18 protein-coding genes are annotated in these 18,328 nt (G+C 42.9%); 16 read left to right on the top strand and 2 right to left on the bottom strand.

Features of this window, described 5'->3' with window-relative positions:
- Nucleotides 1-34: 34 nt before the first annotated feature.
- Entirely contained in the window at nucleotides 35-1,774 is a 1,740-nt protein-coding gene (locus DDV21_RS08815; RefSeq protein WP_116878027.1) for a glycoside hydrolase family protein, read from the bottom strand.
- Nucleotides 1,775-2,376: 602 nt separating this feature from the next.
- On the opposite strand from DDV21_RS08815, the gene DDV21_RS08810 reads away from it, so the two are divergent.
- The 10 genes from DDV21_RS08810 to DDV21_RS08765 all read left to right on the top strand — a co-directional run bounded on the left by DDV21_RS08810 (nucleotide 2,377) and on the right by DDV21_RS08765 (nucleotide 12,686).
- A complete protein-coding gene (locus DDV21_RS08810; RefSeq protein ID WP_241964665.1) occupies nucleotides 2,377-4,824 on the top strand; it encodes a glycoside hydrolase family 68 protein in 2,448 nt (815 codons plus the stop codon).
- Nucleotides 4,825-5,651: 827 nt separating this feature from the next.
- Complete coding sequence (upp, locus tag DDV21_RS08805) at nucleotides 5,652-6,281, top strand: uracil phosphoribosyltransferase (protein WP_116878026.1); 630 nt, start codon at nucleotides 5,652-5,654, stop codon at nucleotides 6,279-6,281.
- Nucleotides 6,282-6,369: 88 nt separating this feature from the next.
- Entirely contained in the window at nucleotides 6,370-6,960 is a 591-nt protein-coding gene (locus DDV21_RS08800; RefSeq protein ID WP_116878025.1) for an ATP-dependent Clp protease proteolytic subunit, read from the top strand.
- 363 nt (nucleotides 6,961-7,323) lie between these two features.
- Nucleotides 7,324-7,821, top strand: a complete 498-nt coding sequence (locus DDV21_RS08795; RefSeq protein ID WP_241964664.1) for a YlbF family regulator — start codon at nucleotides 7,324-7,326, stop codon at nucleotides 7,819-7,821.
- Nucleotides 7,802-8,062, top strand: a complete 261-nt coding sequence (locus DDV21_RS08790) for a DUF2129 domain-containing protein (RefSeq protein ID WP_116878024.1) — start codon at nucleotides 7,802-7,804, stop codon at nucleotides 8,060-8,062. The genes DDV21_RS08795 and DDV21_RS08790 overlap by 20 nt, the downstream gene beginning before the upstream one ends.
- A gap of 79 nt (nucleotides 8,063-8,141) precedes the next feature.
- Complete coding sequence (locus tag DDV21_RS08785; protein ID WP_116878023.1) at nucleotides 8,142-9,311, top strand: ABC transporter substrate-binding protein; 1,170 nt, start codon at nucleotides 8,142-8,144, stop codon at nucleotides 9,309-9,311.
- A 70-nt stretch (nucleotides 9,312-9,381) separates the two neighbouring features.
- Nucleotides 9,382-10,251, top strand: coding sequence for a branched-chain amino acid ABC transporter permease (locus tag DDV21_RS08780; protein WP_116878034.1), 870 nt, complete (start codon nucleotides 9,382-9,384; stop codon nucleotides 10,249-10,251).
- Between the two features lie 4 nt (nucleotides 10,252-10,255).
- A complete protein-coding gene (locus DDV21_RS08775; RefSeq protein ID WP_116878022.1) occupies nucleotides 10,256-11,212 on the top strand; it encodes a branched-chain amino acid ABC transporter permease in 957 nt (318 codons plus the stop codon).
- Nucleotides 11,212-11,976: an ABC transporter ATP-binding protein gene (locus tag DDV21_RS08770; RefSeq protein ID WP_116878021.1), complete on the top strand. Its 765-nt coding sequence runs from the start codon at nucleotides 11,212-11,214 to the stop codon at nucleotides 11,974-11,976. Before DDV21_RS08775 ends, DDV21_RS08770 begins: the two co-directional genes overlap by 1 nt.
- Nucleotides 11,976-12,686 (top strand): ABC transporter ATP-binding protein, encoded by a 711-nt coding sequence (locus tag DDV21_RS08765; protein ID WP_116878020.1) that lies wholly within the window; start codon nucleotides 11,976-11,978, stop codon nucleotides 12,684-12,686. Before DDV21_RS08770 ends, DDV21_RS08765 begins: the two co-directional genes overlap by 1 nt.
- Nucleotides 12,687-12,907: 221 nt before the next feature.
- Here the strand turns inward: DDV21_RS08765 and DDV21_RS08760 are convergent, their stop codons facing one another.
- Complete coding sequence (locus DDV21_RS08760; protein ID WP_116878019.1) at nucleotides 12,908-13,267, bottom strand: winged helix-turn-helix transcriptional regulator; 360 nt, start codon at nucleotides 13,265-13,267, stop codon at nucleotides 12,908-12,910.
- A gap of 132 nt (nucleotides 13,268-13,399) precedes the next feature.
- Between DDV21_RS08760 and DDV21_RS08755 the strand changes: the two genes are divergently transcribed.
- The 6 genes from DDV21_RS08755 (at nucleotide 13,400) to yabA (ending at nucleotide 18,323) form a co-directional block, all read left to right on the top strand.
- Nucleotides 13,400-13,789, top strand: a complete 390-nt coding sequence (locus tag DDV21_RS08755; RefSeq protein WP_116878018.1) for a nuclear transport factor 2 family protein — start codon at nucleotides 13,400-13,402, stop codon at nucleotides 13,787-13,789.
- A 662-nt stretch (nucleotides 13,790-14,451) separates the two neighbouring features.
- Nucleotides 14,452-15,111, top strand: coding sequence for a CBS and ACT domain-containing protein (locus tag DDV21_RS08750; RefSeq protein WP_116878017.1), 660 nt, complete (start codon nucleotides 14,452-14,454; stop codon nucleotides 15,109-15,111).
- A gap of 581 nt (nucleotides 15,112-15,692) precedes the next feature.
- Complete coding sequence (gene tmk / locus DDV21_RS08745; RefSeq protein ID WP_116878016.1) at nucleotides 15,693-16,334, top strand: dTMP kinase; 642 nt, start codon at nucleotides 15,693-15,695, stop codon at nucleotides 16,332-16,334.
- A 3-nt stretch (nucleotides 16,335-16,337) separates the two neighbouring features.
- Nucleotides 16,338-17,213: a DNA polymerase III subunit delta' gene (locus DDV21_RS08740; protein ID WP_116878015.1), complete on the top strand. Its 876-nt coding sequence runs from the start codon at nucleotides 16,338-16,340 to the stop codon at nucleotides 17,211-17,213.
- Nucleotides 17,210-18,010 (top strand): PSP1 domain-containing protein, encoded by an 801-nt coding sequence (gene ricT / locus DDV21_RS08735; protein WP_116878014.1) that lies wholly within the window; start codon nucleotides 17,210-17,212, stop codon nucleotides 18,008-18,010. The genes DDV21_RS08740 and ricT overlap by 4 nt, the downstream gene beginning before the upstream one ends.
- Nucleotides 18,003-18,323 (top strand): DNA replication initiation control protein YabA, encoded by a 321-nt coding sequence (yabA, locus tag DDV21_RS08730; protein ID WP_116878013.1) that lies wholly within the window; start codon nucleotides 18,003-18,005, stop codon nucleotides 18,321-18,323. The genes ricT and yabA overlap by 8 nt, the downstream gene beginning before the upstream one ends.
- The last annotated feature ends 5 nt before the right edge of the window (nucleotides 18,324-18,328 follow it).

Raw genomic sequence — 18,328 nt, 5'->3', positions numbered from 1 at the left:
CCAAGACAAAAAAGTCTTGGGGAGTTCAGCTTAGTTAACCGATATCAGCGGTTTCGATAGTGACTTGATTGCCATCGGTTGGGTCTTCAGTAAAAATTTTGAAATCCTGCCGGGACGATGGACTGAAGCGGGCGACAGTATAGGTCTGTCCATTGGGAAAGATAAATTCGACACTGTTAATATCGGTAACAACCTGCAAACTAATGTTTTGCTGCTCTTTGAGCTGGCTGTCTGCCAGATAGCCGTTGCCATTGCCCAATAGTCCGTTATGATAATAATCTGCTGCTCCCTGACCGTTTATCCCATTATTTAATTCAGCAGCGTACTGTTTCACATTGTACATACCGTTGGCAGGGTCGTAATTAAAGTGAACATAGTCTGCTCCCTGCCAAATATCGATATAAATACGTCCTGAATAATTTCCTTTTGTATTGGTAAAATCCAGCTTATAGTATTGAACAGCCGACTGATTGGGAATATCATAAAGCCCGTAAACGTCACCGTTTGTGTCCTGTCGGTCTACCCATGGTTTTTTATCTTCTGACTGCGGATTATTTTTAGTCACATTGCTATAAGTTCCAGTGTGGCTGAGAACCGTATCAGGTAAAACTAAGCTTTGAGCTATAGTCAGGTCGTTCTGCAGTGTGATTTGGCGGGCACTGGAGTAGGAACCGAGCCGCTGAGCGTATGGACTGCTGGCTTCCTGATCTGAATGGACCCCATTAGTAAAATAGTTCCAATTGCCGACCCAGCCGAGTGTGAGTATGGACGTATTGCTGCTGTCAATGCTGTCGCTTCCTGAAAAATTAGCCCCATAATAGTCAGAGCCTTGGTCGAGACGTCTGGCATCTGTTTCAGGCACAAAAAGGCCGTTAGCATCAAGATGCCCAACAATATAGTAAGTTCCCGTTGTTTCCCCCTTAGAAGCATCTTTGGCTCCGAAGAAGAGGACCTGCCTGCTTTGTCCGTTAGGCATGGTCAGTGTCTTGAGAACCGGACATTCAACGGGCGCATTATCCTGCCAAGAATGTCCCTGAAAGAAAGTGGCACTGACAACCTTAGATTCCCCCTGTTTATCAGCTTTTTCCCATTTAAGGCCGTCATTGGACTGATAAACCCCAATATCAGAGCCTTCGGCGATATACATCAGCATTTTGTTATTCCAGTAAAAAACATTAGGATCACGAAAATCAGGGTGTCTGCCGCCTACCGTTTCGCTGTCATTGATATCTGCCACCGCTTTGCCTTCATTTAAAACATGACTGAAGGTTCTTCCGTTATCAGAAGAATAAGCGGCATAAATGTTTTGCTGCTGGTCGCTCTTTCGGATACCCGTAAAATAAGCGACCTTAGCTTCGATAGGAGCTCCCTTGACGGAACCATCATTGCGGATAACTGTTCCAGTCCAGGCAGACAGCCAGCCATCTTTTGAGTCTCCGCCTGATGACGGAAGAGCGCTGTTTTGTTCCGAATAATGGACAAAATCAGCTGTAGTTGTATGGTACCAGTCTTGCCCCTGCGGCCCAAAAGGCTGAGTTGCCCCGTCAGCCGAGTGCAAGAAATAAATATCATAGTACTGCCCTTCATCATTCCAGACAATCGTCTGCAGGTCGTTGGACCAGCCATGAGCTGTTGTTAAATGAGCTTTCTGAACATGCTCATCTGAAGTCAGGGTCTCAGCCGCAGTACTGCGCTGCAAAAACCCAAAAGCCGCCGCTCCCGCTAAAAAAGCAGTCCCTCCCCAAAAAGCCCAATTCCTAAATGATTTTTTCATCTTCTCCTCCTTAAAGTAAGATACAAAGGCCGTGTCAAAATCCGTATGAAAAGACGGTAAGCCAGAAATCTCTGATTTCGTCTGCGCACCCCTGCCAGGACGACTAGAAAGGTGCGGTCGGCTGTTAAGACGACAAAGCTTTCAGACGTCTACGGCTGACGGTAAGCCAGAAATCTCCGATTTCGTCTGCGCCCCTCTGACAAGATGACCAGAAAGGGGGCACAAAGTTTTATTTTTTAAGTCTTTTGCTCTGTTATGCAAGCCGCAGCAGCTTAGTAGTATCCAGCTGTTTTTTTAGCATTAAACCGTAATCTCCATACCATCTGAATAACGTAACATTATGATTACAAATCTTTTCTTTTTTCGCTGTCTCGTGAGCAGACAGAAAAATATCAAAAAATCTTCTTTTTAAGCCTGATTTTATTGTAAAAAAAAATCGGGAAAAAGCAAATACAGGCTGAAGAACTGTTACCTAAAAATAACCTTAAAGTAACAGAAAACGCTTTCAAAATCTTGAAGTCATCATCCTGTAATTTGTTTTTGATTTTTCAGCATGTTAGAATGCTAAGCAAAATATTGATAAATGGAAAAGGAGATTTCTAATGAAAGTTCGGAAATTAATGCGCAAATCCAAAAAAAGATGGGTTGTCATGACTGTTGCTGCAGCAAGTTTGACCTTTGCTGCTCAAGGCAGAGATGTTCAGGCTGATACAGCCAGCGGCAATGAAACAGAGGTGATTGCACAGACAGAAACGACCTCACCTGCTCCTGCGGAGGCAGCAGATCCTCAAAACTCAGAGACTGACGCAGCCCCTGCCGATACAGATATCTTAGAAGCAGCTGTTCCGGCTGAAGCGGCTGCTGAGAATACAGAAGCAGCAGCTGAGGTATCCGAACAGATACCAGCAGCTGAGCAGACCGAGGAGGCTGAGGCAGCTCCTGCAGAGGAAGTGCTGGCAGAAGCGGCTGTGAATCAAGACGAGGCTGCGGATAATGCAGTCAATCCTGATACTGGTTTAACGGACACAGCGGCTCATATTGCTGAAGAAGCGCAGTTAGATATATCCAGTTTGACAGATGCTCAAAAGGCAGCGCTGAATCGGATACAACTGACAAGTGATGCAGAAACCGGCACACAGATGACTTATAAGCAATTTGAAGAAATTGCTAATATTCTGGTTGCTCAGGATCCGCGCTATGCGATTCCGTATTTTAACGCAGAAGTTATTGAAAATATGGAGGCAGCGACAACTCGTGACGCTCAAACTGGTGAGATAGCAGATTTGGATGTTTGGGACTCATGGCCTGTACAAGATGTCCGAACCGGTGAAGTTGTCAATTGGAACGGCTACCAGCTGGTTATTGCTATGATGGGAATCCCTAATACTAACGATAATCATATCTATCTTCTTTACAATAAGTACGCTGATAATGATTTTTCAAATTGGAAAAATGCCGGTTCAATTTTTGGTTATAATCAGGATGCTGTCACTCAGCAATGGTCAGGCTCAGCGACTGTAAATGACGACGGAACCATTCAGCTTTACTATACACAGGTAGATACCAGCGATAATAACAGTAATAATCAAAAATTAGCGACAGCTACCTTGGTTTTATCTTTTGACGATGAGAATGTCTATCTTGATGCTGTAGAAAATGATAAAGTTTTAACTCCCGAGGGAGGAGATGGCTACTATTACCAAAGCTACGAACAGTGGCGTTCAACCTTTACCGGTGCAGATAATATTGCTATGCGGGATCCGCATGTCATTGAGGATGAAAACGGTGACCGCTATCTGGTCTTCGAAGCCAGCACCGGGACTCAAAACTACCAAGGTGAAGATCAGATTTACAACTGGACGAACTACGGAGGAGATGCTGCCTATAATGTCCAAAGTCTCTTCCGCTTATTGGAAGATCCGGATATGTATACCCGTGCCAGCATATCCAATGCTGCCATCGGAATTTTGAAATTAACAGATGATGTCAAAAATCCAGAAATTGCAGAATACTATACACCGCTTCTGACATCGCCTATGGTCAGTGATGAAATTGAACGGCCGAATGTTGTTAAGCTGGGGGATAAGTATTATCTGTTTGCCGCTTCTCGGCTTAATCACGGCTGTAATAATGATGCTTGGAACCTTGCCAACAATGTTGTCGGTGACAATGTTGTGATGCTGGGCTATGTTTCTGACAGTCTGACTGAAGGCTATGTTCCGCTTAACGATGTCGGCATTGTTCTGACGGCTTCTGTTCCTGCTGACTGGCGGACAGCTACCTACTCTTACTATGCTGTTCCTGTCGAGGGTTCTGATGATACCTTGCTGATCACCTCTTATATGACCAATCGCAATGAAGTGGCAGGGAAAGGCAATAATTCAACTTGGGCGCCTAGTTTCCTTATCCAAATTTTACCGGATAATACTACACGTGTTCTGGCCCAAATGACAGAACAGGGAGACTGGATTTGGGATGAAAGCAGTGAGACCCAAAGAACAGTGGGAACACTGGATACTGCCTACCTGCCGGGGGAAAATGATGGTTATATTGATTGGAATGTGGTCGGCGGTTACGGCCTGATACCGCATACGCCAGCTCTGCCGGAAGACAGTAAGACCAATCAGGACAGCGAAGAAGACAATCAGGATAATGAGGATCCTCAGACTCATCCGGGGAATGATAATCAGGAGCAAAATCCTGACAGCAGCGACCAATCCAAACCGATTTCCATAACTGTCCGTTATGATGTCAATATTAATGCTAATATTTCGGGAACAGTCACTTTAACGGAACAGAATCTTAAGGACTTGCTGGATATGGTAACTGCTCAGCTTAAACAGCCTGAAAAAACGAAAAGCAGCCATAAAACGTTTGTAACGGAAAATAAGGCTAAAAAGTCCCGAGGTAGTCAAAAAGCTTTGGAGAATAAATACAAAGGAAAGCAAAAACACAAAAATCCACAGTCAGGGGGGTCTAAAGGTCTCTTAGCTGCTTCTCTGGGTTTTCTTTCAACTCTGGCTGCTTTCTTCACTTTCAAGAAATTTTAAGTATGAACAGCTGTTTTAAGTCAGGCAGCTGTGAATCCTTAAGCTAAGGAACGTGAATCCTCATTGACATAAGAGAGCAGAACAGCAATCGGTAAATGGCCATAAAATGACATTTTCGATTTTGCCGTCCCGCCTCCGTACAGTTAATTAGAGATGGCTGTCCCTTGTGCAGCAAGGGATAAGAATTTCCAATCAGCCATTGTGCCAAACTCTTCTGTTTAAGAAGTAAAATGAGGCAGGGGCTTTTGTCCCTGCCTCGTTTTGTGAGAAGTCATTTATAAATATAAAATACATTTAAGAGAAGTAACTTATTTGTCTTACTTACAGTCTTTTTTTGTAAATTTTGGTATAATCAATAGAGATACAGTATAAAGAAGCGAACACGGCCTAAAATCCTAGTGAAAAAGATGAAGTCCGTCTCGGCGCGGTGACAGTCCAGAATAGCTCTAGCAGTAGCTGACTGAAAGCTTTGCTGTCTTGACAGCCTGCTGCACCTTTCTAGTCGTCCTGGCAGAGGGGCGCAGACGAAATCAGAGATTTCTGGCTTGCCGTCAGCCGTAGCCGTCTGAAGGCTTTGTCGCCTTCATAGCCGACTGCACCCTTCTAGTCGTCCTGGCAGAGGTGCGCTGACGAAATCAGAGATTTCTGGCTTACCGTCTTTTCATACGGATTTTTTAACGGCCTTTGTTATCTTATTGGAATTGAACACGGCCTAAGCTCTGTGCAAAAAAGAGAAAATCTCCTAGAAACTGACGTTTCTTCGTCCATTTTCCTATTTTTGCTGTGAGCTTTATACGGCCTTTGTATCTTATTTAAAGGAGTTTATTATGGGAAAATTTCAAGTTATTTCACATCCGCTTATTCAGCATAAGCTGTCTATTTTGCGTCAGACGGAAACATCGACTAAGGAGTTTCGGGAACTGGTTAACGAAATTGCTATGCTCATGGGATATGAGGTGTCGCGTGATCTGCCTTTGGAGGATGTAGAAATTGAGACTCCTATTACCAAAACCAAGCAGAAACAGCTGGCTGGGAAGAAGTTGGCTATTGTTCCTATCTTGAGAGCTGGTATCGGAATGGTAGACGGTCTGCTCAGTCTGGTTCCAGCGGCGAAGGTCGGTCATATCGGCATGTACCGCGATGAAGAAACGCTGCAGCCGGTTGAATATCTGGTTAAGCTGCCGGAAGATATTGATCAGCGTCAGATTTTTTTAGTAGATCCTATGCTGGCGACTGGAGGTTCAGCTGTTTTAGCTGTGGATACCTTGAAGAAGCGCGGAGCAGCCAATATTAAGTTTGTTTGTCTGGTATCAGCCCCCGAAGGAGTTAAGGTGCTGCAGGAGGCACATCCTGATCTTGATATCTATACTGCGGCGCTTGATGAAAAGCTGAATTCAAATGGCTATATTGTTCCAGGTCTGGGAGATGCAGGCGATCGCTTGTTTGGAACAAAATAAAGTTTTTTCTGAAAACAATTTTATTATTTGACCTTTCTTGACCAAATGATTATAATAGTATCAAAGTTAAAAGAAATGGAGAAAATATATGATTCCTGTAGTTATTGAACAAACAAGCCGCGGCGAACGTTCTTATGATATCTACTCTCGTCTTTTAAAAGACCGTATCATTATGTTAACGGGTCCGGTTGAAGACAATATGGCTAACTCAATCATTGCTCAGTTGCTTTTTCTGGATGCTCAAGACAATACCAAGGATATCTACCTTTATGTCAACACTCCTGGCGGTTCTGTCACAGCCGGTCTGGCTATCGTGGATACCATGAATTTTATTAAATCCGATGTACAGACCATTGTAATGGGGATGGCAGCTTCCATGGGAACAATTATCGCCTCAAGCGGGGCAAAAGGCAAGCGGTTTATGCTCCCTAATGCTGAATACCTCATCCACCAGCCAATGGGAGGAACCGGAAGCGGCACACAGCAGTCAGATATGGCTATTGTTGCGGAGCAGCTCTTAAAAACCCGTAATAAATTAGAACAGATTTTATCAGAAAATTCCGGTAAGCCGATTGAACAGATTCACAAAGATGCTGAACGCGATTACTGGATGGATGCGAAAGAAACGTTAGACTATGGCTTTATTGATGAAATTATGGAAAATAATGAATTGAAATAAAGTCTTAGCCGCTGTGCTTAGTATCATAACAGCTTGGAGCAGGTGCTTCAAGCTGTTTTTTAAAATACAAAGGCGGTTAAGAACGCAATGGGAAAATAGGAAAACTGACGAAGAGTCACCTAAGACTCTAGGAAGTTTTATACTCATAGAGCAGCCACACTCGTAAGTCACTGACGCTTCCAACGATTGTATCTCTTTTTCCTGCAGCGTTTAGGGCGTGTTCAGTTCTAACATGATGCCTTGTCACTCAGTGATAAACAAAGATAAAGGGGCAAAGAGCTGCAGACGGCACTTGGCAGCATACAGACAAGATAAGTTAAATATCAGCAGTATTGCCTTTAAAGAAGATTGGACAGATTTTTAATGGAAAAGTTTTTATGGTATAATTTTCTTATGCTAAGGATTAATGAAGAGTTCCTAGCTGTTGAGGATGCTATGGAGACAGTTCTGCAGGCTTTCTTAGAATTGGAAATTGTGGAGAAATACCGGGAGACAAAAACAGCTTTTCTAAATGACAGAGAACTGCAGCAGGATATCCAGCATTTTCAGGAGCTTCAGGAAAACTATGAGACAATGGCTCCTTATAAGAATGCACGGGCAGAAAACCTCAAACTGCGCCGGAGGCTTCTGGCGCAAAAACGCAAAATAGATATGAATGACCGTCTTATCCGTTACCGCCAGGCTGAAGTTGAGGTGCAGAAAGTATTGGCTGAACTTTCACAGAAAATTTCTGCAGCGGTTTCGCCTGATATTTTTGTTGATACTGGGCTGCCCTTAGCTCCGCATAAACGTCCGCATGAAAAGGGGAGAGGCCGCAATATCCGAGAAAGAGGAGAAGAACATGCTAAAAAAGGAAGATAGGCAAGGTATTGCTGTTTATCTCTATTATAACCGCGATGCCCGCAAACTGAACCGAATCGGTGATATCATTTATCATTCGCGCCGGATGCGCTATTTGCTTATTTATGTTGATAAGACTGTTTTAGCAGATAAACTGGCCGAACTCTCCCGTCTTAAATTTGTTAAAGAGGTGAAGGTTTCGCATCTGGATGATATTAATTGTGATTTTGTCGGCAGTCTTTTCAGAGAAGAAAAAAATTAGTCTAAAAGTCTTGACAATTTTCAGATAATTCAGTATTCTTATTAACGTATCACTAACTAAGAAATTTAAGGAGAAAAATATGAAGAAGAAATTTGCTTTAACTGCAGCAGCTTTCTTGAGTACGATTGTTCTGGCAGCCTGTGGATCGGCACCGTCCAGTAATTCATCAGCCGCAGGCAATGACATCGGCGATACGATAAAAATCGGCTTGAATCTTGAATTAACCGGCGATGTTTCAGCCTATGCCAATGCTGAAAAGAACGGCGCAGAGCTTGCGGTTGAGGAAATCAACAAAGCCGGAGGCGTTAACGGCAAAAAGCTTGAACTTGTCTCTAAAGATAATAAATCAGACAATTCAGAGGCAGCTACTGTAGCAACTAATTTAGCAACTGAAAGCAAGGTTAATGCTATTGTCGGTCCAGCAACTTCATCAGCTGTTGCTTCTGCCAGTCCTAATGCCCAGTCAGCGGCGGTTCCTTTGATCACACCGTCAGGAACTCAGGATGATTTAACAGTGAATAAGGATGGAGAAGCTTATGAATACATTTTCCGTACCACCTTTATTGACAGTTACCAAGGGCAGGTGCTTGCTAAATATGCGACAGAAAATCTGAAAGCGGACAAAGTAGTTCTTTACTATGATAATTCCAGCGATTATGCTAAAGGAATCGCTGAAGAATTTAAGAAAGAATATAAGGGTGATATTGTTACTGAAGCAACCTTCCAATCTAAAGACACCGATTTCCAATCGGCTTTGACGAAGTTCAAAAATAAAGAATACGATGCGATTATCATGCCGGGTTATTACCAAGAGACCGGTACAATTATCAAACAGGCTCGGGAAATGGGCATTGATGCACCAATAGTCGGTCCTGATGGCTTTGCTGATGATCAGCTCATCAATCTGGCCGGTGCTGAAAATACTAATAATGTTTATTATATTTCTGGTTTCTCGGCATCAAGTTCTGACAAGGCGGCTGAGTTTGTGCAGGCCTATGAAGCTAAGTTCGGTCAGGCACCGTCAATGTTTGCGGCTTTGACTTATGATTCAATCTACATGATTGCTGAAAGTGCCGAAGATGCTGAAAATTCTAAAGATATTGCAGCTAACCTTGCGAAATTGGAAGATTTCGAAGGGGTTACCGGAACAATGACAATTGATAAAAGCCATAATCCGGTTAAATCAGTTTCTATTATCGGTTTGACCAATGGCGAGGAATCTTCATCAGAAGTTGTCGAAGCTGACTAAGTTTTAAAAAGGAAATATGGGGAAGCTTTGCCTCCCCATATATTATTATGTTAGAAAGTTTGGTGAAATTATGCTCCAGCAGCTTGTAAACGGTCTGATTTTAGGGAGTGTTTACGCTCTTTTGGCCCTAGGATACACTATGGTCTATGGGATCATCAAGTTGATCAACTTTGCCCACGGTGATATTTATATGATGGGTGCTTTTATCGGCTATTACTTGATTAGTTACTATCATTTAAATTTTTTTGTTGCTCTTGTGTTAACGATAGTGGTTACCGCAGCCTTAGGAGTTCTTATTGAATTTCTGGCTTACCGGCCCTTGCGCAATTCAACACGGATTGCTGCATTGATTACAGCCATCGGTGTTTCCTTTTTTCTGGAATACTCTATGGTATATCTGGTTGGAGCGCAGGCTCGTCCCTTCCCGCAGGCGATTAAGACAGTTAAATATTCATTAGGGCCTGTAAGTATCAGCAATGTCCAAATCATTATTCTGCTTGTTTCGGTAATTTTGATGCTGGCTTTGCAGTTTATTGTTCAGAAAACCAAGATGGGTAAAGCTATGAGGGCCGTGTCGGTTGACAGTGATGCGGCGCGGCTGATGGGTATCAATGTCAACAGCACCATCAGTTTCACTTTTGCACTGGGCTCAGCGATGGCAGGAGCAGCCGGTGTTTTAATCGGTCTTTACTATAATTCCATTAATCCGCTGATGGGAATGACTCCTGGTATTAAGGCCTTTGTAGCCGCTGTTTTGGGCGGAATCGGAATTATCCCTGGAGCAGCAATGGGTGGCTTTATTATCGGTCTTCTGGAAACATTCTCTATTTCTATCGGTTTATCCAGCTACCGTGATGCAGTCGTTTATGCGATTTTAATCTTTATTCTTTTGATCCGTCCGGCGGGTATTCTTGGCAAATATGTGAAAGAGAAGGTGTAAGGCAATGAAAAAAAATCTAAAATCTATTTTAGCCTGGATTGCTGTAATTGCACTTATCTACACTATTCTTGCAGTGCTTATCAGTTCTGGCTTTTTAGGCGTTTACTATATCCAGATTCTCATGGGAATCGGTATTTCGATGATCATGGCGATGGGAACCAATCTGGTTCTTGGCTTTTCCGGCCAGTTTTCTTTAGGGCAGGCAGGTTTTATGGCTATTGGTGCCTATGCAACAGCGATTATGACTGACTTTAACCCAACTTATGGCGGTTATTATCTCTCCATGATTGTCGGCGCGCTTCTTGCCGGAGTTATCGCTGTTATTGTCGGTTTTCCGACCCTGCGGTTAAAAGGAGATTATCTGGCGATTGCTACGCTTGGAGTATCAGAGATTATCCGAATTGCCATTGTTAATGGCGGCGATTTAACTAACGGAGCAGCAGGCTTAACCGGCATTCTGCCCTACTCACAGTGGTCTACGGTCTTTATCTTTGTTGTTCTTATACTCATCTTCTTTATGAACTACCTGCGCAGTTCCTTTGGCCGTCAAGTTATTTCGGTTCGGGAAGATGAAATTGCAGCGGAAGCTATGGGGGTTAACACCACTAAGGTTAAGGTGATGACCTTTGCCATTGCAGCTATGACAGCAAGTATTGCTGGTTCTCTTTATGTAGGCTATATCGGGACAATCGCCCCTAAAGACTTTACGATTATGAGATCGATCGATTATCTTATCATTGCTGTTCTGGGCGGGCTCGGCTCTATGACGGGCACGATTGTGGCCGCTGTTGTCTTGGGGATTCTGAACATGTATTTGCAAAACTTTTCCGACCTGCGGATGATTATCTACTCATTAACTCTGATTTTGGTTATGGTTTTCCGGCCCGGCGGCTTATTGGGAACCAAAGAATTCAGTTTTGCAAGATTATTCAAAAAAAAGTCTAAGGAGGGCAGTCGTTAATGGCACTTCTTGAAATAAAAAATGTGACAAAGAATTTTGGCGGTCTGACTGCGGTTGGCGATGTGACTATGGAGTTAAATGAAGGAGAGCTTGTTGGGCTCATCGGCCCCAATGGTGCTGGAAAGACGACACTCTTTAATCTTTTGACCGGTGTTTATGAACCAAGTGAAGGTACTGTAAGTCTTGATGGTACGATTTTGAACGGAAAACTCCCTTATAAAATTGCTTCTTTAGGCTTGTCGCGCACCTTCCAGAATATTCGCCTGTTTAAGGAAATGACTGTTCTGGACAATGTACTGATAGGCATGGCTAATAACAGTTCCCTGCCTATTTTCTCCAGTCTTCTGCGTCTGCCTAAATTTTATAAAAGCGAGCAGGACCTGCAGAAAGAAGCACTGAATTTGCTATCTATTTTTGGTTTGGAAGATAAAGCCGAAAGTTTAGCGAAAAACCTGCCTTACGGTCAGCAGCGCCGCTTAGAGATTGTCCGGGCTTTGGCAACTAAACCTAAAATTCTTTTTCTGGATGAACCAGCAGCTGGTATGAATCCGCAGGAAACAGCAGAGCTGACAGAGCTTATCCGGCAGATTAAAGATCGTTTTAACATTACAATTATGCTGATTGAACATGATATGAGTTTGGTTATGGATGTGACCGAACGGATTTATGTTTTAGAATACGGCAGACTGATTGCTCAAGGGACACCGGATGAAATTAAAAATGACCAGCGTGTTATTGAGGCCTATCTGGGAGGTGAAATCTAATGACAATGTTAACAGTTGACAATCTCTCGGTTCATTATGGGGTTATTCAGGCCGTTAAGGATGTCTCTTTTACGGTTAACGAAGGCGAGGTTGTCTCCTTAATCGGTGCTAACGGTGCAGGGAAAACATCGATTTTGAGAACTATCTCGGGATTGGTCCGTCCCAGCGGCGGAAGCATTACTTTTAGAGGCGAAGCCATTCAGAAAGCTGCGACGCGGAAAATTGTTGCCAGCGGTCTTTCTCAGGTTCCTGAAGGACGCCATGTCTTTTCGGGCCTGACTGTTTTGGAGAATCTGGAAATGGGTGCTTTTTTAAGCAACAGCCGTGAGGAGAATCAAAACAATTTACAGAGGGTGTTTGACCGTTTTCCGCGTCTGGAGGAGCGAAAAAATCAGGATGCAGCAACACTTTCGGGAGGTGAACAGCAGATGCTGGCTATGGGGCGTGCGCTGATGAGCAAACCCAAGCTCCTTCTGCTTGATGAGCCTTCGATGGGGCTGGCACCGATTTTTATTCAGGAAATTTTTGATATTATTCAGGATATTCAAAAACAGGGAACAACTGTTCTTTTGATTGAGCAAAATGCACATAAAGCTCTTTCGATTGCAGATCGCGGCTATGTTCTTGAAACTGGTAAGATTGTTCTCTCGGGTACTGGTGAGGAACTTTTAGCCTCTGATGAGGTGCGGAAAGCCTATTTGGGTGGGTAAATTATCTCTGAATCTCTGAGAATAAATTCATTTCCGCTTATGAAAAAGTTAGAAAGCTTGATTTTAGCTGAAAATAAAAAACTGTGCCAGGCAGGCACGACTGCTATGCAAACGTGTCTGCCTGGCACAGTTTTTTTGTTTGGAAGCCTTTTACTCTAGTTTTGTTATTTCAGTACCTGCTTTTAATGTTCTTCGCTTTGCGGCTAAATGAGCTGCATTTCTTAGTTCTTAGCTTCATTCTGCGAAGGTGTTAAATTGAGCTCATTAATATAGTCAAGTCCCCAAAGTTCAATAGCATCTAAAACAGATTGAAAACGTTTTCCTATGTCTGTTAAACTATATTCAACACGAGGCGGCACTTCTGCAAAAACTTGCCGCTTAATGATTTTATCTGTTTCTAATTGGCGAAGATGCCTTGTCAGAATAGTCTGCGTAATACCTGGGATTAAACGCTGCAGTTCATTAAAACGTTTTGTTCCGGTACTTAGTTGATAGATAATAACCAGTCCCCATTTACCAGTTAAAACTTTTTGTGTTGTAGCAAAAGGACAAATTCCATACTGACTGACTTTATTTGACATTTTTTCTCCTTTATACACTTCAATAGTACCATATTTGATAGTTACTAATGGTAAAAAGCGTACTTGTTTTTTTATATGCAGCTGATAAAATAATAGCATAATCAATAAAAAAATAAAAGAGGAGACAGAAATATGTCAACAAATTTGGAAATTTTTAATGCTTATAATACCGCTCTTGCTGCTGGTGATTTTCCTGCAGTTTTTGCCACAATGGACGATGCTGTTATTTGGCATCAGCCTGGCAGACACAGTACTTCTGGGATTCACCGTGGAAAAGAAGCACTGGGGGCACATTTGGCATCGTTTGCTGAAAAAACAAATGGAACCTTCAAAGTGCTGACTAATTGGGTTTCTGATAACCAAGATTTAATTGCTGCCAATGTCACTTTTGTAGGGAAGCGTACAGATGGGAAAGAGCTTAATATGAATGGTATTGATCTTTTTCGTATAGAGGATGGCAAAATTAAAGAGGTTTGGCTCTTTTCCGAAGACCAAGCGGCAGAAGATACATTTTGGGGATAAGGTTTTGAAAAAAATTGACGCTTTAACAGTTTCCGTTCTGGAGCTGTTTTTTTGATGAAACATATCTTGAAAGAAAAAAGAAATCTCGGCAATCTTAAATTTTCAGATAAGCTCAAGTGCTCAAGCGCAAAGAAGCATACTGAGTAGGCGAGAATATTCTTAGCTATCTCTATGAATACTAGCAGCTCATAATTGATTTTGTAAAGCACATTGCAGCTGTGAAAGTTCGGCTCTTCTTGTCACTGCCTTACATTGGCTAGTTTACGATGAAATGAATGCGACCTTTATCAAAAACATGGAAAAATGGTTTAGAGAAGAAGGTCAGATAACACTTACAAATTAGTCGTGACCGAGTTGTGGGATTGCTTGATGCTTTTAGTGATGGAGCCATTGGCAGAAATGTTTTTTCGTGGTCTGTCCCTTCTGTTCCAGATTTCTAATTATGTCCAATCATTATGATTGGGTGATTAAGATATTAAAGATGCATGTCTGCAAGCATGCAAACAGTCTAAAACGCTCTGACTTTCAGGGATTTTTTTGACATTAAGTGATCCCCTGCTTGATTTTTAAAATAGGTATAAAATGCCTTCAGATAACAGCCTCATTTTACTGAATCCCGGTCTTTTTGTTATAATAAAGGTAAAGCAGTGAGGAGGGATTTTATGCCAGTAAAGGATTTTATGACCAAAAAGGTTGTTTATGTTTCCCCGGATACGACAGTTGCAGCAGCAGCAGATATTATGAGGGAACAGGACTTAAGACGTCTGCCGGTTATCGAAAACGATCATTTGGTCGGTTTAGTGACTGCAGGAACGATGGCAGAAGCCAGTCCGTCAAAAGCATCCAGTCTTTCGATTTATGAAATGAATTATTTGCTTAATAAGACGAAAATTGGCGATATTATGATAAAGGATGTTGTGACGGTATCGCAGTACGCTCGGCTTGAAGATGCTATTTATATTATGATGAAACACAGTGTCGGCATTCTTCCGGTTGTTGATAATGGGCAGATTTACGGGGTGATTACTGACAAGGATGTTTTTCGGGCTTTTTTGGAAGTGTCTGGTTATGGCGAAGAGGGTGTCCGGGCAGTTATTCTGGCAGATGACAGTATCGGGGTGCTGGCCAAAGTTGTGGATACCATCACTGATGAAAATCTCAATATCAAGCATACAGTTATTGCCAGCCGCAAATCAGGAAAAACAGTCATTGAGGTACAGATTGACGGTCAGGTAGCTATTGAAGATTTAAAAGCGAAGCTGCTTAATCAGGGAATTGAAGTGGAATCGATTGAAAAAACGGCGGCTAAGTCCTTGAAATAGTTGTTTTTGGATATCGGCAGCTGCTGCCGGTGTCTTTTTTAGTAAAAATTTGCTAAAATAAAAGTATTAAATACCGGTTAAATCAGCCCAAGAACAGGGCTGCTGTCAGCCGGTGTAAAAAGAAATATAAAATAAGAAACAAACACGGCCTAAGCTCTTTGCAAAAAAACATAGCTAAGTTTAGAATTGATTTCAAGTTAACTAGTCGCAGCCGTCTGAAAGCTTTGTGGCCCTAGCGGCCGACCGCATCTTTCTAGCCGTCCTGGCAGGGGTGCGCCTACGAAATCAGAGATTTCTGGCTTACCGCCAGCTGTAAACGACTGAAAGCTTTGTTGCCTTAACAGTCGACCGCACCTTTCTAGTCGTTCTGGCAGGGGTGCGCCTACGAAATCAGAGATTTCTGGCTTACCGCCATTTTTGCTGTGAGCTTTTCACGGCCTTTGTATCTTGATGAATTGAACATGGCCTAAACGCTGCGGGAAAAAGATAGACTTCCCTTGAGTCTTTAATGACTCAGCGGTCAGTCTCCTATTTTCCTTTTGCGTTCTTCACGGCCTTTGTATCTTGTTTTAAGGAGCTGTATGTTTAAAGGGGTTATTATTTCTTTTGAAGGACCGGATGGTGCTGGGAAAACGACGGTTTTAGAGATGCTGCTGCCTCAGCTGCGGGAACAAATCAAAAAGGATATTGTTGTAACACGTGAGCCTGGCGGAGTTCTGATTGCCGAGCGTATCAGAGAGGTTATTCTGGATGTCAGCCATGCCAGTATGGATGCGAAAACAGAGCTGCTGCTCTATATGGCGGCCAGACGTCAGCATTTTATCGAAAAAGTGCTTCCGGCTGTGAATCAAGGAAAGATAGTGCTGATTGACCGCTTCATTGACAGTTCGATAGCTTATCAAGGAGCCGGAAGAGGGCTTGATAAAAAAACGATTGATCGTCTGAATGATTTTGCGACAGACAGCCGTAAACCAGATTTGACACTTTTCTTTGATTTGCCTTCTGAACTTGGCTTAAGCCGTATTCAGCAAAATAAGGAGCGGGAGGTTAACCGCCTGGATTTGGAAACACTGGATATGCATAAACGGGTTCGTCAAGGATATCTTGAATTAGCACAGGCAGATCCAGACAGAATAGTGACTCTCGATGCTTCTCAGGCTGCAGAAACAGTTGCTGAAAATGCTTTGGGAGTTATCATGGAACGGCTAAAGCAAAGCAGGTAAATCATGGACTTAGAGCAACTACAACCAAAACTGTTTGCAGAGTTTAAAAAGATTCTGCAGGCTGATCGTTTAAATCATGCCTATCTTTTTTCAGGCAGCTTCGCAAGTTTTCCTATGGCGCTGTTTTTGGCTAAAAGCCGCTTTTGCGAAAATTTGCAGGACAGCCTCCCTTGCGGGAACTGCCGGTCCTGCCGCTTAATTGAAGCTGGAGATTTTGCTGATGTCAGTCTCATTGAGCCGAGCGGCCAAGTGATAAAAACTGATACTGTAAAAGAGTTGCTGCGTAATTTTTCGCAGTCAGGCTTTGAAGGGAAGACACAGGTGTTTATCATAAAGGAATGTGAAAAGCTGCATATTAATGCAGCTAACAGCCTGCTGAAAGTGATTGAGGAACCGCAGAGTTCTGCTTATATGATTTTACTGACAGCTGATGAGGATAAAGTGTTGCCGACTATCAGAAGCCGTACACAGATTTTTCATTTCCCCAAAAATGAGGCTTATTTGCTGGAACAGTCTGAACGGGCCGGTCTTTTAAAGACTCAGGCCAAACTGTTTGCGCAGCTGGCTAAGGATCCTCAGGAACTTGATAATTTACTGAGTAACAAGAAGAATCTGGAACTTGAGCAGGTTTGCCGGCGTTTCATCAGTAATCTTCAAGAACACCCTGATTTAGCTTATTTGGAAGCAGCCCGACTGGTTCAGTATGCGGCTGATAAAAGTGAACAGGATATCGCTTTTCAATTGCTGACTCTGCTTTTGGCAGAGGAGATAAAAACAAAGCAAAACCGCCGGCTTCTGCAGCTCCTTTTTCGAGCACGATTAATGTGGCAGAGCAATGTCAGCTTTCAAAATGCATTGGAATATGTGGTGATTTCATGACAAAAGTAATTGGAATTAAATACGGTGAAAAAGATGATTTAACCTATGTACAATCTGACAAGTTTTACCCAAAAGGTGATTTTCTGGTTGTCAAAAATAAAAATGGCAGCCGTCTGGCTAAAGTTGTTCAAACTCAAACTGAGATGCGTCCAGACAAACTTCCGGCAGATTTGGACCATGTTTGGCGCCGAGCCGGTCAAAAGGACTTTCAGGCGAACCGTGACAATCGGCAGCTGGCAGAGCGCTCTCAGGCTAAAGTCAGAGAGCTCATTGCCGAGCATCGCTTGCAGATGAAGCTGCTCGATATTGTATTTCCTTTAGAAAAAAGCTATGTTCTCATTACTTTTTCGGCAGAAGAGCGTGTTGATTTCCGCCAGCTTCTCAAAGATTTGGCTGCTCATTTTAAAACGCGTGTGGAACTCCGACAGATCAACAGCCGTCAGGAAGCTAAAATTTATGGGGGCTTGGGTCCCTGCGGCCGTACCTTGTGCTGCTCAACCTTTTTAGGTGAATTTCCGCCGGTTTCTATTAAAATGGCAAAAAATCAAGGCTTATCGCTAAGTTCTGGTAAATTAACAGGGCTTTGCGGGCGTTTGTTATGCTGCCTGAGTTTTGAAGATGACTTCTATCAGACAAGCAAGAAGAGGTTTCCGGATGTGGGAACTGTCGTCGAAACACAAAATGGGGTTGGGGTTGTTGCAGGAATTAATGTATTTGCAGAAACTCTGCAAATTCGTTTGACAGAGCAGAAGGCTTTGCTGACCTATGCTGTTGAGGAGGTTAAAATTGGTGGATAAAAAAAAGTTATTCGATGCTTTTGATGACTTTTCTCAAAATTTGATGGTCACCTTGGCTGAAGTGGAAGCTATGAAAAAACAGGTTCAGGAGCTGGTCAAGGAAAACACGGGACTGCGCCTGGAAAATACGAAACTGCGTGAGCGCTTAAACCAAATGGAGCCTGAAACGGTTGCTAAATCTTCGCACCAAGGGAAAGACCACCTAGAAAGTATTTACCTAGATGGCTTTCATGTCTGCAATTCATTTTACGGTCAGCGCCGTGAAAATGATGAGGGCTGTGTGTTTTGTATGGAATTGCTGTACAGAGAGTAGGATAA

The sequence above is a fragment of the Streptococcus chenjunshii genome (assembly GCF_003086355.1).
In the GTDB taxonomy this organism is placed as follows: Bacteria; Bacillota; Bacilli; order Lactobacillales; family Streptococcaceae; genus Streptococcus; species Streptococcus chenjunshii.
This window is presented reverse-complemented; position numbering and strand designations above follow the sequence as displayed.